At 69.6% G+C, this 14,096-nt stretch carries 11 protein-coding genes; 8 read left to right on the forward strand and 3 right to left on the reverse strand.

Features of this window, described 5'->3' with window-relative positions:
• The first annotated feature begins 10 nt into the window (after nt 1–10).
• The 3 genes from B2K11_RS09875 to B2K11_RS09885 all read left to right on the forward strand — a co-directional run bounded on the left by B2K11_RS09875 (nt 11) and on the right by B2K11_RS09885 (nt 2,719).
• Nucleotides 11–991, forward strand: a complete 981-nt coding sequence (locus B2K11_RS09875) for a branched-chain amino acid ABC transporter permease (protein WP_163618100.1) — start codon at nt 11–13, stop codon at nt 989–991.
• Between the two features lie 88 nt (nt 992–1,079).
• Complete coding sequence (locus B2K11_RS09880) at nt 1,080–1,982, forward strand: ABC transporter ATP-binding protein (RefSeq protein ID WP_239525930.1); 903 nt, start codon at nt 1,080–1,082, stop codon at nt 1,980–1,982.
• Nucleotides 1,979–2,719, forward strand: coding sequence for an ABC transporter ATP-binding protein (locus tag B2K11_RS09885; RefSeq protein ID WP_163618102.1), 741 nt, complete (start codon nt 1,979–1,981; stop codon nt 2,717–2,719). The genes B2K11_RS09880 and B2K11_RS09885 overlap by 4 nt, the downstream gene beginning before the upstream one ends.
• Before the next feature lie 297 nt (nt 2,720–3,016).
• Here the strand turns inward: B2K11_RS09885 and B2K11_RS09890 are convergent, their stop codons facing one another.
• The gene (locus tag B2K11_RS09890) at nt 3,017–4,297 is read right to left on the reverse strand and encodes an ABC transporter substrate-binding protein (RefSeq protein WP_163618103.1); all 1,281 of its coding nucleotides are present in this window, start codon (nt 4,295–4,297) and stop codon (nt 3,017–3,019) included.
• Between the two features lie 309 nt (nt 4,298–4,606).
• On the opposite strand from B2K11_RS09890, the gene B2K11_RS09895 reads away from it, so the two are divergent.
• From B2K11_RS09895 to B2K11_RS09905, 3 genes are all read left to right on the forward strand, one after another.
• Entirely contained in the window at nt 4,607–4,816 is a 210-nt protein-coding gene (locus B2K11_RS09895) for a cation transporter (RefSeq protein WP_163618104.1), read from the forward strand.
• Nucleotides 4,816–7,185: a heavy metal translocating P-type ATPase gene (locus B2K11_RS09900; protein WP_163618105.1), complete on the forward strand. Its 2,370-nt coding sequence runs from the start codon at nt 4,816–4,818 to the stop codon at nt 7,183–7,185. The genes B2K11_RS09895 and B2K11_RS09900 overlap by 1 nt, the downstream gene beginning before the upstream one ends.
• 74 nt (nt 7,186–7,259) lie before the next feature.
• On the forward strand, nt 7,260–7,604 hold the full coding sequence (locus B2K11_RS09905; protein ID WP_239525921.1) for a metal-sensitive transcriptional regulator: 345 nt from the start codon (nt 7,260–7,262) through the stop codon (nt 7,602–7,604).
• Between the two features lie 217 nt (nt 7,605–7,821).
• Here B2K11_RS09905 and rarD read toward each other — a convergent pair whose 3' ends face one another.
• The gene (rarD, locus tag B2K11_RS09910; RefSeq protein ID WP_163618106.1) at nt 7,822–8,835 is read right to left on the reverse strand and encodes an EamA family transporter RarD; all 1,014 of its coding nucleotides are present in this window, start codon (nt 8,833–8,835) and stop codon (nt 7,822–7,824) included.
• Between the two features lie 187 nt (nt 8,836–9,022).
• Nucleotides 9,023–9,319: a co-chaperone GroES gene (gene groES / locus B2K11_RS09915; RefSeq protein ID WP_163618107.1), complete on the reverse strand. Its 297-nt coding sequence runs from the start codon at nt 9,317–9,319 to the stop codon at nt 9,023–9,025.
• Between the two features lie 278 nt (nt 9,320–9,597).
• Between groES and B2K11_RS09920 the strand changes: the two genes are divergently transcribed.
• A complete protein-coding gene (locus tag B2K11_RS09920) occupies nt 9,598–11,484 on the forward strand; it encodes an Hsp70 family protein (RefSeq protein WP_163618108.1) in 1,887 nt (628 codons plus the stop codon).
• A 24-nt stretch (nt 11,485–11,508) separates the two neighbouring features.
• Nucleotides 11,509–14,058, forward strand: coding sequence for a helix-turn-helix transcriptional regulator (locus tag B2K11_RS09925; protein ID WP_163618109.1), 2,550 nt, complete (start codon nt 11,509–11,511; stop codon nt 14,056–14,058).
• Nucleotides 14,059–14,096: the final 38 nt, after the last annotated feature.

Genomic DNA, 14,096 nt, shown 5'->3' on the forward strand with positions numbered 1-14,096 from the left:
GGACACACTCATGGACTTGCTTCAGATTCTCTCCAACACGGCCTCATCGATCCTCAGCCCGGCGACCATCGGCTACGCGCTGGCCGCACTCGGCCTCGCCGTGCACTTCGGCTACGCCGGCCTGATCAACATGGGCATCGCAGGCTTCATGGCCATCGGCGCCTACGGCTACGCGATCTCCATCCTCTCGTTCGACTTCCCCTGGTGGGGCGGCGCTCTGGTCGGACTCGGCGGTGCGGCGATCTTCGCGCTGATCCTCGGCATCCCGACCCTGCGTCTGCGGGGCGACTACCTCGCCATCGTGACCATCGCCGCGGCAGAAGTGGTGCGGCTGCTGTTCCTTACGACGGCGTTCGACGACATCACGGGATCCGCCGACGGCCTGAGCGGCTACCATGCCAGCTTCCGTGCCTCGAACCCCATCCCCGCCGGCGAATACGGCTTCGGCCCGTGGGTCTACAACGAGACCCAGTGGTGGGTGCGCATCATGGGGCTGATCACGCTGGCCATCGCGGCGCTCGTCGTGTGGATGATCACGCGCAGCCCGTGGGGACGTGCGCTCAAGGGCATCCGCGAAGACGAGGACGCTGTCCGATCGCTGGGCAAGAACGTGTTCGCCTACAAGATGCAGGCGCTCGTGCTCGGTGGCATGCTCGCCGCCGCCGGCGGCGTCGTCTACGCACTGCCGTCGGCCGTGAGCCCGGGCGTGTACGTCACGTCGCTGACGTTCTTCGTCTGGACCGCCCTTCTGCTGGGAGGCGCGGCCACCGTATTCGGGCCGATCCTCGGATCGGTCATCTTCTGGGGGCTGCAGACCTTCCTGTCCAACGTGCTCCCGGCGATGGCCCAAGCCGGGTGGCTGCTCGGCCTGAACCAGATCCAGGCAGGGTCGCTGCGCTTCATCCTCGTCGGAGTCGCGCTGATGCTGCTCGTGATCTTCATGCCGCAGGGACTCCTCGGCAACAAGAAGGAGCTGACCTTTGTCAAATGAAAGCGCTCCGGCGACCGGCACCGCGCCGGTCGCCCGCCCCAAGACCACCGGTCTTCACGTCGGCGAAGCCGGTCCCGGCGTCGCCAAAGTGGACCCGATCATCATCGCCGACGGCGTGCACCGCGCCTTCGGCGGCGTGACCGCCGTCGACGTCGAGCACCTCGAGATCCCGCGAGGAGCGATCACCGCCCTCATCGGCCCCAACGGCGCCGGCAAGACGACCCTCTTCAACCTGCTGACCGGGTTCGACAAGCCCGACCACGGCACGTGGACGTTCGACGGCAAGTCGCTGTCGGGTGTTCCCGCGTACAAGGTCTCGCGCCTGGGTCTGGTCCGCACGTTCCAGCTCACGAAGGCGCTCGGCCTGCTCACCGTCATGGAGAACATGAAGCTGGGCGCCAAGAACCAGCGCGGCGAGAAGTTCTGGGCGGGCATGATCCCAGCGCTCTGGCGATCGCAGGATGCCGAGCTCGAAGACCGCGCCATGGTACTGCTCGAGAGATTCAAGCTCGACGCCAAGGCCGACGACTTCGCCGCGAGCCTGTCGGGCGGTCAGCGCAAGCTGCTCGAGATGGCCCGATCCCTCATGACCGAGCCGACGCTGGTCATGCTCGACGAGCCGATGGCCGGAGTGAACCCCGCGCTGACGCAGTCGCTCCTCGACCACATCATCAACCTCAAGCAGGAGGGGATGACCGTGCTCTTCGTCGAGCACGACATGCACATGGTGCGCCACATCGCCGACTGGGTCGTCGTCATGGCCGAAGGCAAGATCGTGGCCGAGGGCGACCCGACGACGGTGATGAACAATCCCGCCGTCATCGACGCCTACCTGGGCGCCCATCAGGAGCTCGATCTTGGCGTGGTGACCGGTCGCATCGACGTGGTCCAGGCCGACCCGACGACCGATGCCCAGGCGTCCGCGACGACCAGTGCCGATCTGCTGGTCGATCAGGGCGTGGCCGAGGAAGAGAAGGAGGACGGCAAGTGACCGCTCCAACCGCGACGGGAACGCCCGTCGTCGTCGTCGACGAGGTTCACGCCGGCTATCTGCCGGGCGTGAACATCCTCAACGGCTGCAGTCTCGTCGCCCAAGAGGGTGAGCTCATCGGAATCATCGGCCCCAACGGCGCCGGAAAGTCGACGCTGCTGAAGGCGATCTTCGGCCAGGTGAACGTGCGCAAGGGCACGATCACCCTCGAGGGGGACGACATCACCGGGCTCCGGGCCAACAAGCTGGTCGCCCGTGGCGTGGGCTTCATCCCGCAGAACAACAACGTGTTCCCCAGCCTCACGATCGCCGAGAACCTGCAGATGGGTCTCTACCAGCGCCCGGGCGTCTACAAAGAGCGTCTGGAGTTCGTCACGGGCATCTTCTCCGAGCTGGGCACGCGCCTGAAGCAGCGCGCAGGGTCGCTCTCCGGCGGTGAGCGTCAGATGGTGGCGATGAGCCGCGCGCTGATGATGAATCCGAAGGTGCTGCTGCTCGATGAGCCGTCCGCCGGCCTGTCACCGGTCCGCCAGGACGAAGCGTTCATCCGGGTCTCCGAGATCAACAAGGCCGGGGTGACCTGCATCATGGTCGAGCAGAACGCCCGCCGCTGCCTGCAGATCTGCGACCGCGGTTACGTGCTCGACCAGGGCCGGGACGCGTACACCGGCACCGGTCGCGAACTGCTCAACGACCCCAAGGTCACCGAGCTCTACCTCGGGACGCTCGGCACGTAGCGCGCACGACACGCGACGAGGGGGACGGATGCCGCGGCATCCGTCCCCCTCTTCTTTGCGTCGTACGGCTTCGCCTGTCTCGGTCCGGCGTCTCGGGTCCGGCATCTGATCTCGGCTCCTGGCAGCTGGCGCCTGGCATCCGGCAACCATCCCCGCCGTCCGCCTATGCGCGGCCCTGCACATGCCCGGCACCCCGTCCGAGTGCGGAAGGTGTGAGGCGGACGCCCCACTCCCCTGCCGGGAAAACGGGAACGCCCCCGGGTCCGAGGACCCGGGGGCGTTCCGTGTGAGGGGTTCTCAGCCCTCGAACGGCGTGTACGTGTTGTCCGCACCGTACTGGTAGATGTTGATGAAGCCCTCGGTCGGGTCACCGACCTCGTTGAACGTCACCGGGCTGGAGACGCCGTCGTAGTCCGCGACGTCGCCCGCGAGGATGATGTCGGCGCATTCTTCGAACGACTCGCACTTCTGTCCGTCACCCGATCCTCCGGAGACCTCGATGAGCTTGTCCGCGATGTCGGCCGGGTCGGTCGACTGCGCGGCGAGCGAAGCGAGTCCGAGCAGGATGAGCGCGTCGAACGACTCGGGCGCGTAGGTGTAGTCCTTCAGCGGCTCGTCGCCCGACTCCTCCACGAAGGCGTCGAGCCCATCGATGAACTCCTGCACCTGCTCCGGCGTCGGGCCGGGGTAGGTGCCCTTCGCGCCCTCGAGCAGGCCCGCCGGGAAGTCGTCCTTGTACGACGCCATGTTGCCGTCGACGAGGTACAGGTTGTTCGGGTCGAAGCCGCGGTCCATCAGGGCCGGCAGGATGGTCTTCGCCTCGTCGAAGCTGACGACCGTGATCGCGTCGGGGTCGGCGGCCAGCACCTCGGAGATCTGGGCGTCGAACGACGTGTCGCCGTCGTTGTAGGTCGGAGCTGCGACGACCTCGCCGCCGGCGGCCTCGAACGACTCCGTGATGTAGCCGGCCAGACCGTTGCCGTACGCGTCGTTCAGCACGATCATACCGAGGGTCTGGTGTCCCTCTTCGGCGACGAAGTTTCCGTGCACCTCGCCCTGCAGCACGTCGGACGGTGCGGTGCGGAAGTACAGTCCGTTGTCCTCGTACGTCGTGAACTGGTCGGAGGTGTTGGCCGGGGAGAAGAGGATGACACCCTCGCCGATGACCTGATCGATGAACTGCAGCGACACACCCGACGACGCGGCGCCGATGATGGCCGACGGGTCCTCAGCGAGGATGCGAGGAATCTCGGTCTCGTATGCCTTGTTGTCGAGGTTGCCGGAGTCGCCCCAGACCACCTCGACGCTGAGCCCGGTGGTCTCGGCGTACTCCTCGATGACCGACTGCGCATAGGCGACGCCTGCCTCCTCGGGCGGGCCGAGGAACGCCAGGTTGCCGGTCTGCGGCAGAGCGGTACCGATCTTGAGGCTCAATTCCTCGCCGGGTGCGGCACTCTCGCTGGGTTCTTCGCCACCGGTGCCACCGCCGGCGCAGCCGGCGAGGACGAGGGCGCTTGCGCCGACGAGCGCGATGCCACCGAGGATGGTGGACTTGCGCGAGCGGGTGAAGACGCTCATGTTGCTCCTTGCTGTGTGATTAACACGGGAACGGCTCGGGCGCCGACCCAGTGCCACTAAACCTAATCGCCGTCAGGCCTCCGCAATGTTGCCTTTCGTTAACGATCTGTAACAGCTTGAAAACCGTGGTCGGCGGGCAAATCCTGGGCCTCTCGACCAGCCATGCCTGTGGATAGGTCGTCGTGCGGGCTCGTGCGTGCGAGCGACAACGGGAAACCGCTCGCCCAGAGCCGCCATACCCCTCGTGGGTATACACTGAGCCTGGTACCCCTCAGGGGTATCACAGCACCTATGACACAAGGAGAAGACATGGCTGAGGCCGAGTACAAGGTGACGGGGATGAGCTGCGGGCATTGCGAGGCTTCCGTGCGCGGCGAGGTGTCCAAGCTCGCGGGTGTCGAGGACGTCCAGGTGAGTGCGACCGCCGGCACGCTGAAGATCGTCTCCTCCGCCGAGGTCGCCGACGACGCCGTCATCGCGGCGGTCGACGAGGCCGGCTACAGCGCGGTCCGCGCCTGATGCTCGCCGGTCCCTCTCCCGCCCGGGTCGAGCTCGAGATCGGCGGGATGACGTGCGCGTCGTGCGCCGCGCGGATCGAGAAGCGGCTGAACCGGATGGAGGGGGTCGAGGCATCCGTCAACTACGCCACGGAGAAGGCGTTCGTGAGCGTCCCCACGGGACTCGACCCGCAGGCGCTCATCGACGAGGTCGTGAAGACCGGGTACACGGCCGCCCTCCCCGCCCCGCCGGCCGTCGAGCCGGTCTCGGGTGATGCGGCCGACCCGGAGCTCACGAGCCTGCGTCAGCGCCTGACCGGGTCGATCGTGCTGTCGACGCCGGTGATCCTGCTGGCGATGATCCCGGCGCTGCAGTTCACCTACTGGCAGTGGGCGTCGCTGGCGCTCGCGGCGCCGGTCGTGGTGTGGGGCGCCTGGCCGTTCCACCGGGCGGCGTGGGTCAATCTGCGCCACGGCGCCGCCACGATGGACACGCTGATCTCGCTGGGCGTCTCGGCCGCGTTCCTCTGGTCGCTCTACGCGCTCTTCCTCGGCCACGCCGGCATGCCCGGCATGACGCACGCCTTCGAGTGGTCGGTGACCCCGAGCGATGGCGCCGGCGACATCTATCTCGAGGTCGCCGCCGGTGTGACGACCTTCGTCCTGGCCGGAAGGTACTTCGAGCAGCGCTCCAAGCGCCGGGCGGGCGCCGCCCTGCGCGCGCTGCTCGAGATCGGTGCGAAGGACGTGGCGGTGCTGCGTTCTTCCGGCGACGAGGTGCGGGTGCCGATCGCCGACCTGCGCGCCGGCGATGAGTTCGTCGTGCGCCCGGGCGAGAAGATCGCGACCGACGGGATCGTGGCCTCGGGCACGTCGGCTGTCGACGCCTCGATGGTCACGGGTGAATCCGTGCCGGTCGAGGTCGCACCCGGCGACTCCGTGGTCGGCGCCACGGTCAACGTGGGCGGGCGCCTGGTGGTGCGCGCGACGCGCGTGGGCGACGACACCCAGCTCGCGCAGATGGCGCGACTCGTGGAGGACGCGCAGTCGGGCAAGGCGAAGGTGCAGCGCCTGGCCGATCGCATCTCCGGCGTCTTCGTGCCGATCGTTCTGCTGATCGCGCTCGGCACACTCGCGGGCTGGCTGCTCACGGGTGCCTCCGCGTCGATGGCGTTCACCGCCGCGGTCGCGGTGCTGATCATCGCCTGCCCGTGTGCGCTCGGCCTCGCCACCCCGACCGCGCTGCTCGTCGGCACCGGCCGCGGGGCTCAGCTCGGCATCCTGATCAAGGGTCCTGAGGTGCTCGAATCCACACGCACCGTCGACACCGTCGTGCTCGACAAGACCGGCACCGTCACGATGGGGTGCATGTCGCTGATCGACGTCGTGGTCGCCGGTGCGGCCTCCGCGAACGCGGGAACGGATGCCGCATCCACTCCAGCCGCGGCCGGCTCGGCGTCTGCCGGAGCACGGGCCGAGCTGCTGCGTCTGGCAGGCGCCGTCGAGCACGCCTCGGAGCACCCGATCGCACAGGCGATCGCGCGGGGCGCCGTGGCCGAGGTCGGCGCCCTCCCCGCCGTCGAGTCGTTCCAGAACGTGCCGGGCAAGGGCGTGTCGGGCATCGTCGACGGGCACGCCGTGCTCGTCGGACGCGAGTCGCTGCTGGCCGACTGGACGCTGACCCTCCCCGCGGAGCTCGCCGCCGCGAAGGCGTCGGCCGAAGCGCTCGGGCGCACGGCGGTGCTGGCCGCGTGGGACGGCGAGATGCGGGGACTCTTCGTGGTCGCGGATCAGCTGAAGCCCACGAGCGCCGAGGCGGTCGCGCAGCTGCGGGCCCTCGGGCTCACGCCGGTGCTGCTCACCGGTGACAACGCGGCCGCGGCGCGCGCGATCGCCGACGAGGTCGGCATCGAGCGCGTGATCGCCGAGGTGCTGCCGCGCGACAAGGTCGCGGTCATCACGCAGCTGCAGGCGGAGGGGCGCGTCGTCGCGATGGTCGGCGACGGCGTGAACGACGCCGCCGCGCTCGCCCAGGCCGACCTCGGTCTCGCGATGGGAACCGGGACGGATGCCGCGATCGAGGCATCCGACATCACGCTGGTGCGGGGCGATCTGCGCAGCGCGGCCGACGCGATCCGCCTGTCACGCGCCACTCTCCGCACGATCAAGGTCAACCTGTTCTGGGCCTTCGCCTACAACGTCGCGGCCATCCCCCTCGCCGCGCTCGGCCTGCTGAACCCTATGATCGCGGGAGCGGCGATGGCGTTCTCGAGCGTGTTCGTGGTGGGCAACAGCCTGCGGCTGCGGAGGTTCCGGAGCCTGTCCGGCGGTACCGGCGGCCGCGCATCGCGGAAGGAACCGGTGCCCTCCGCGCTGGTCGGAGCCTCGTAGCGGACGGCGCTGATGGCTCCACGTTTCCACCCTTATACATAATGAACATTGTTCACAATGAAGGACAGACAGACATGACGATCGACACTCACGGCGACGCGATCCTCGACCACGCCTCCGCGCCCGGCGCCGACGCCGCACACCACGGCTACATCACGGACAAGGACAAGTACCTCAACCGCCTCAAGCGCATCGAGGGGCAGGCCCGCGGCATCCACAAGATGGTCGAAGACGAGAAGTACTGCATCGACATCCTCACGCAGATCAGTGCCCTGACCTCCGCGCTCGAGGCCGTCGCCGTGGGGCTCCTCGACGACCACCTGCGCCACTGCGTGGTGGATGCTGCACGCCTGGGCGGCGCCGAGGCCGACGCGAAGATCACCGAAGCCACGCAGGCCATCGCCCGCCTCGTGCGCTGAAGCCGCGAGACCGGGGCACGATCACCGAAACCGGGGGTTGCGGCCGAGACCGAGGACGTCAGCCCCTGGTCTCAACGCGGATCCGCGGTTTCACCGCATCCAACGGGGGCGCGTCACGTCACCGGAGTCACCGCGGCGCCGCCGGCGGACGCCGGCGTGAGCGCCCAGCGCGCGCCGGGCGCCGGAATCACCGCAGGCAGCGCGGCAAACGCCGGCGTCAGCGCGCGGCGCGCGTGCGCCGGGCGTACAGCACCGAGTCCACCGTGAGCACGACGAGCGCCACCCACACCAGCCCGAAGCCGATCCAGCGCTCGACGGGCATGGGCTCGTGAAGCGCCCACACGCCGATGATGAACTGCAGCACCGGCGCGACGAACTGCAGCAGGCCGATCGTCGTCAGCGACACGCGTCGCGCGCCGGCGGCGAAGAGCAGCAGCGGAATCGCGGTGACGATGCCCGCGAGGCCCAGCAGCACCGCATGCTCCCAGCCGTTCGCACCCATCGTGAGGCCCTGCGTGACGCCCACGACCACCAGGACGACCGTCGCGATCGGGGTGAGCCACAGCGTCTCGAGCGTGAGACCGCTCACCGCGTCGACCGACGGACCGACCTTCTTCTTCACCAGGCCGTAGACGCCGAAGGATGCCGCGAGCGTGAGTGCGATCCACGGGAAGGCCCCGTAGCCGATGACGATGACGAGCACGGCGACAGCCGCGATGCCGATCGCGACCCACTGCGTCGTGCGAAGGCGCTCGTGCAGCACCAGCACCGCGAGCAGCACCGTCGCGATGGGATTGATGAAGTAGCCCAGGCTGGTCTCGATCACCTGGTCGCTCAGCGCGCCGTAAATGAAGACCTGCCAGTTCACGTAGATCAGCAGGCCGGCGATCACGGTGAGCCCCAGCAGGCGCGGCTGCCGGAAGATCACCGCCAGCCGGGGCCACGTGCGCGTCACCGTGAGCAGAAGGGCGCAGAATCCGAGCGACAGCACGATGCGCCATGCCACGAGCTCCCACGGCCCGGTCGGCACGAGCAGCAGGAAGTACAGCGGCATGAAGCCCCAGAGCAGGTATGCGCTGAAGGCGTACACGCCGCCGATTCTCCGCTCCCGCGAGGAGTGGAGCTCCGATCCGGATGCCGCGGGCAGAGCGATCCCGCCGGTCGCAGCGGCGGCTTGCGCGAGTTCGTCGATGCCGCCCTCGCCAGGTTTCGAGGACGGTTCGGGAGTCACCGCACAAGCCTACGTCCGAGCAGGTCCGGCCAGCCGCGGAGGGTGGACCGCTCCGGCCTCGAGGGTCACGACATGCCGCAACGTCGCCCAGGAACCCGCCGTTCGTGACACCGCTCCCACGCCGGGCATGACGAAAGGGCCGGATGCCGAAGCATCCGACCCTCTCGGTACGCGCTGTGCGCGGAACTCAGCGAACGACGACCGCGAGCACGTCGCGAGCCGACAGGACGAGGAACTCGTCGCCACCGAACTTCACCTCGGTGCCGCCGTACTTGCTGTAGATCACGCGGTCGCCGACGGCGACGTCGAGCGGGATGCGGTTGCCGTTGTCGTCGATGCGACCCGGACCCACCGCGAAGACCTCGCCCTCCTGGGGCTTCTCCTTGGCAGTGTCGGGGATGACCAGACCGCTGGAAGTGGTCTGCTCGGCCTCGACCTGCTTGATGACGATGCGGTCCTCGAGCGGCTTGATGGAAACCGACACGGTCTACCTCTTCTTTCTTGAGACTAAGACTCGTTAGCACTCTGACGTTGAGAGTGCTGATGACAGTCTAGGCAACCGTCTGGCACTCATGCAACGTGAGTGCCAATTGCGGCGTCACACCCGGCGCCTCGTACACACCTGCCCGAAACACAACCGACACATGCCCTTGAGGCTTTGTCCGGCCGCGGCGTATCATCGCAGCAGCGACTCATCTCTGGGGAGAGAGGATCGCTGCGAGTTCGGGGGAGCTCGCACACAACGTGGGGGCATGCTTCATCATGGCTGAGCGGTATTTCCTGGCTGTGGATCTCGGGACCAGCAGGCTGGGAGCAGCGACAGCGCGCGTCGCTTCGGACGGCAGCATCACGGCTGCCGCGTTTCCACTCGGGCGTCGCGGCGACAGCGTCGCGACGGTGGTCTTCGTCGCCGAGGACGGCGAACTCCTCTTCGGGGATGCTGCGGAACGCCGCGGCGTCGGCGCGCCCGAGCGACTGATCCGCGAGTTCAAGCGGAGCATCGGCGACGAGGTGCCGCTGGTCGTCGGCGACCAGTCGATCCCGGCCGAAGAGCTGTACGCGCGGACGGTGGCGGGGGTCATCGACGCGGTGACCGAACGCGAGGGCGGCGCGCCGGCAGGTGTCATCATCACGCACCCTGCGATGTGGGGTCCGCACCGTGTCGGAACGATCAGCTCGGCGTTCGCAGCGATCGGCATCCGCGATGTGGAGTTCATCACCGAGCCCGAAGCCGCGGCGCGGCACTACGAGGCGTCGCGTGTGCTCGAGCCGGGAGAGACGATCGCCGTCTACGACCTGGGCGGCGGCACGTTCGACTGCGTGCTGCTGCGGAAGACCGAGACCTCGTTCGAGCTCGTGGGAGAGCCGATGGGGCTCGACAATCTCGGCGGGGCCGACTTCGACGACGCCGTGGTGCGCCACGTGCTGCGCTCCGCCGAGGTCTCCCCCGAGGCGCTGGACGACTCCTCCGCCGACGCGCGGATCGCGCTGTCGCAGCTTCGCCGGGAATGCGTCGACGCCAAGGAGGCACTGTCGTTCGACTCCGATGTCGTCATCCCGGTTCTGCTGCAGGCCGGCCGCTCGAGCGTGCGACTGACGCGCGCCGAGTTCGAGGACATGATCGATCCCTACGTCGCGCAGACGGTCGACGTGCTCGAGGATGCCCTGGAAGCGGCCGACGTCGAGCCCGAGCAGCTCGAGTCAGTGCTGCTCATCGGCGGATCCTCGCGGGTCCCGCTGGTCACGCAGCGGATCTCCGAGCGCCTGGACCGGCCGACCGCGATCGACGCGGACCCGAAGGCGTCCATCGCGCTCGGCGCGGCCCACACGGCTCTCGTCCGCGCGATGGATCGCGAGATCGCCGCTCCGGGAGAGCTCGTCGTCTATGAAGGCGCCTCGGCCGGCGGGCTGGAGCTCGCCATCCCGGCCGGCGCTGCGCTCGCGGCACCGGTCGCGCCCGTCGCGGCATCGTCGGCGCACGGCGCGCGCCACTACATCGCCATCTCGGCGGCGGCGGCCCTCGTCGCCGCGGCGATCATCTTCGGCAGCACCATGACGCTCGGCAACGGGAGCGGCACTTTCCTTTCACTGTCGGGCTGGGACCCGGCCGCCCCCGCACCCGCCAAGGCTGAGGCCGACCCCGCCGCTCAGGTGGAGCCCGCCGGTGAAGCGAACCCACCCGAGACCGCGACGGCTCCCGAGCCGGACAAGAGGGCAGGCGGCACGGTGAATCCGAAGGCCGGGAAGCCGAAGTCGCAGAACGACCCTCCGGTCTCGAAGGCGGGGCCGGACCGGACCACCACGACCACGACGACGGCCGCGACGAAGGAAGGCACGTCCACGCAGCCGGCCGCCGGATCGTCGGGCACCGCTCCCACGTCGACCGGCGGCGAGACGCCGGGCCAGACGACGCAGCCGCAACCCGACCCGACCACCCAGCCGGAACCCGAGCCGGCGACGCAGCCGGAGCCGGAACCGGAGCCGACCACCCAGCCGGAGCCCGAACCGGAGCCGGAGCCGGAGCCGGAGCCGGAGCCCGAGCCCGAACCCGAGCCCACGACTCCACCGGCCGACCCCGAGCCGGAGCCGGCGCCCGCTGATCTGCAGCCGGCGCCCGAGACCTCACCCGCGCCCGAGATCGTCCCCTGACGCCGGGTTCGCCTGGGGAATCTCATGTCAACGCCGACAGCCGCACTGGCTACGTTCTTCGACGCCGCCGACTTCACAGGATCGCGCCACGCGCATCCCCTCATCGACGCTCTCGCCACACGCGAAACGCCGCCTCGCATGCTCATCTCGGGCAACGCCGGATCGGGCAAGTCGACGATCCTGCGCGGGGCCCAGCGATTCCTCACCCGCAACCGTGTGCCGCTGCACCTGCTCGGGCCCGACACCGACGTGACGGGCGTTCCCGCCGCCAGCGTGCTGCTCGTCGACGATCTGCATCTGCTGCCGCCGGCGCAGATCGAGGGCCTCATCGTGCGGGCCGCGGATCCGGACACCGCGCTCGTCGTGACGAGCAGGCCGTGGCCGAGCTCGCACGAGCTGGCGAGCATCGCGCGACACCTGGAGCGCAGCCGCCCCGCGGTCGTCCTCGGACACGTGACGCGCTCGGACGTCCTGGACTACCTCGCGGGAACGGGTCGCGACATCCCGGCGCCGTGCCTGGATCACATCCTCGAGATCACCGGCGGCGTCTCATGGCTCGTGTCGGCGGCACTGTCGGCACACGACGAGAGGGACTGCGCCGACGACATCGACCACTCAGCGCTCGGTCGTGTGCTCGAGCAGAGCGTCGCCCACCGCCTCGGGGTGGTCGACACGGACGTGAGACGAGCGGTCGAAGCGGTCAGCGTGGCGGCGGCGGAGGAGAATCCGCTCGACCCCGAGCTGCGCGGCGACTCGGAGGGGATCCTCGTCCAGGCGTACGCCGACGGCCTGCTCCTGCGCAATGGCCGACCGGTGCCCGTCGTGCGCACCGCCGTCCGCGCGACCCTTCCGACGCGCCGGCTCGTCGAACTGCTGACGGCCCATCCCGGGGGTGTCGACCCGGCTGCCCAGCACGGAACCGACTGGCTGTCGGACGTGTCCGACCCTCGGCTGGGGGCGGCGCTCGTCGAACGCGGGGACCAGTTGATCGACGCGGATCCGGCGCGCGCCGGCAGCTTCTACCGCGCCGCCGCCGAGGCGGGGACATCGTCCGCCGACCTGCATGCGAAGCGGGCGCAGGTGGCCTGGGCGACCGGAGACGTCGACGGCGCCGCGCATCTCATCGATGAGGCCATGGCGTCCGGCGAGCGCGACGCTGCGGTGGACACCCGGCTCGCCGATGTCGCCGCGGCGACCTGGTCGATGCGGGGGATGCTGCAGACCGGGTGCACCGTCTACGACGTGCTCCCTCCCGCGTCGGCCGAGGCATCCGCTCGCGAGTACATCGCCCGGATCGGCGTCGGGGATCCTCACGCGCAGGATGACGAGGGCAAGACGGCAACGGCCGCGCTCGCGGCGCCCTCGACCCTCACCGTTGCGATGAAGCTCGTCCATCGAGGTCTGCGTGCATCGCTGCGGGCAGACCGGGCCGACACCGCGCTCGCCGACCTCGTTCGGGGGTCCCACCTGTACACCGCGTCCCGGTCCTCGGCACCCATGCCGGAGCTTCCCGCCGTGATCGCCGCGGTCGCCGCGATCAGCTCCGGCGACCTCTCGACGGCGCGATCGGTCATCGACGCGGCCATCGAGGGTCACACGGGAACACCGTGGATGCTCTCGCGGCTGCTGCTGTGGCGCGCGTGGATCGCACTCGGTCTCGCCCAGGGCGGGAAGGCGCGCGAGGACCTCGACGCCGCGCTCACCCTCGCACCGACGCCGGTGCCGCGGGACGACCTGCTGGCGCAGGCCATCCGCGTCGGCCTCGCGCGACGGTACGAGGATGCCGCAGGCCTCGCCGAGGCATGGGAGTCCGGGCGCGACAGCCTGCTGGACGCGGACGTCGACCTCTACACTCTGCTGCCGGTCGCGGAACTCGTGACCGCCGGCGCGCGCCTCGGCGACGAGTCGGCGACGCAGCCGCTGTTCGCACAGGCCCTGCGCATCGTGGAGTCGCTGGGTTCGCCGCCGGTCTGGGCCGCGCACCTGCGGTGGGCCGGCATCCAGCGCGGGATCCTGCTGGACCACCCCGACTACCTCGGCCCGCACGCGCATGCGCTCGTCGACGCCGCGCCCGGCAGCCGCGTGGCGGCGACGATGGCCACGGCCGGACGCCTGTGGACGTCGGTGCTCGCCGGGACGGTGGACGCCGACGCCGTCGAAGCCTCGGCCCAGGGGCTCGGCGCCATCGGGCTGAGGTGGGACGCCGCACGCCTCGCGCGACACGGCGCCAACCGCTCGGACGACCGGAAGGTCTCCGCCCGCCTGCTCGCGTGCGCGCGCGAACTGCACCCGCAGGAGACCCGCGCGACCGATGCGTCGGCAGAGAGCTCCCCGGCATCCCGCGCGAGCGCAGCCGCCGGACTCAGTGAGCGCGAGACGGATGTCGCGCGCCTGGTCGTGCAGGGCAAGACGTACGCCGAGATCGGCGAGACGATCTTCATCTCACCACGCACGGCCGAGCATCACATCGCGAGCATCCGGCGCCGACTCGGAGCGACGTCGCGCTCGGATCTGATCGCCAAGCTGCGTGTCGCGCTGAGCCCGACCGGCCTTTCCGCGGACGGGAACACCTGATGCCCTCGCCTGCCCGCGCAGATCCCCGTGCCGCCTCC

The sequence above is a fragment of the Microbacterium sp. B35-30 genome, from assembly GCF_010634855.1.
In the GTDB taxonomy this organism is placed as follows: Bacteria; Actinomycetota; Actinomycetes; order Actinomycetales; family Microbacteriaceae; genus Microbacterium.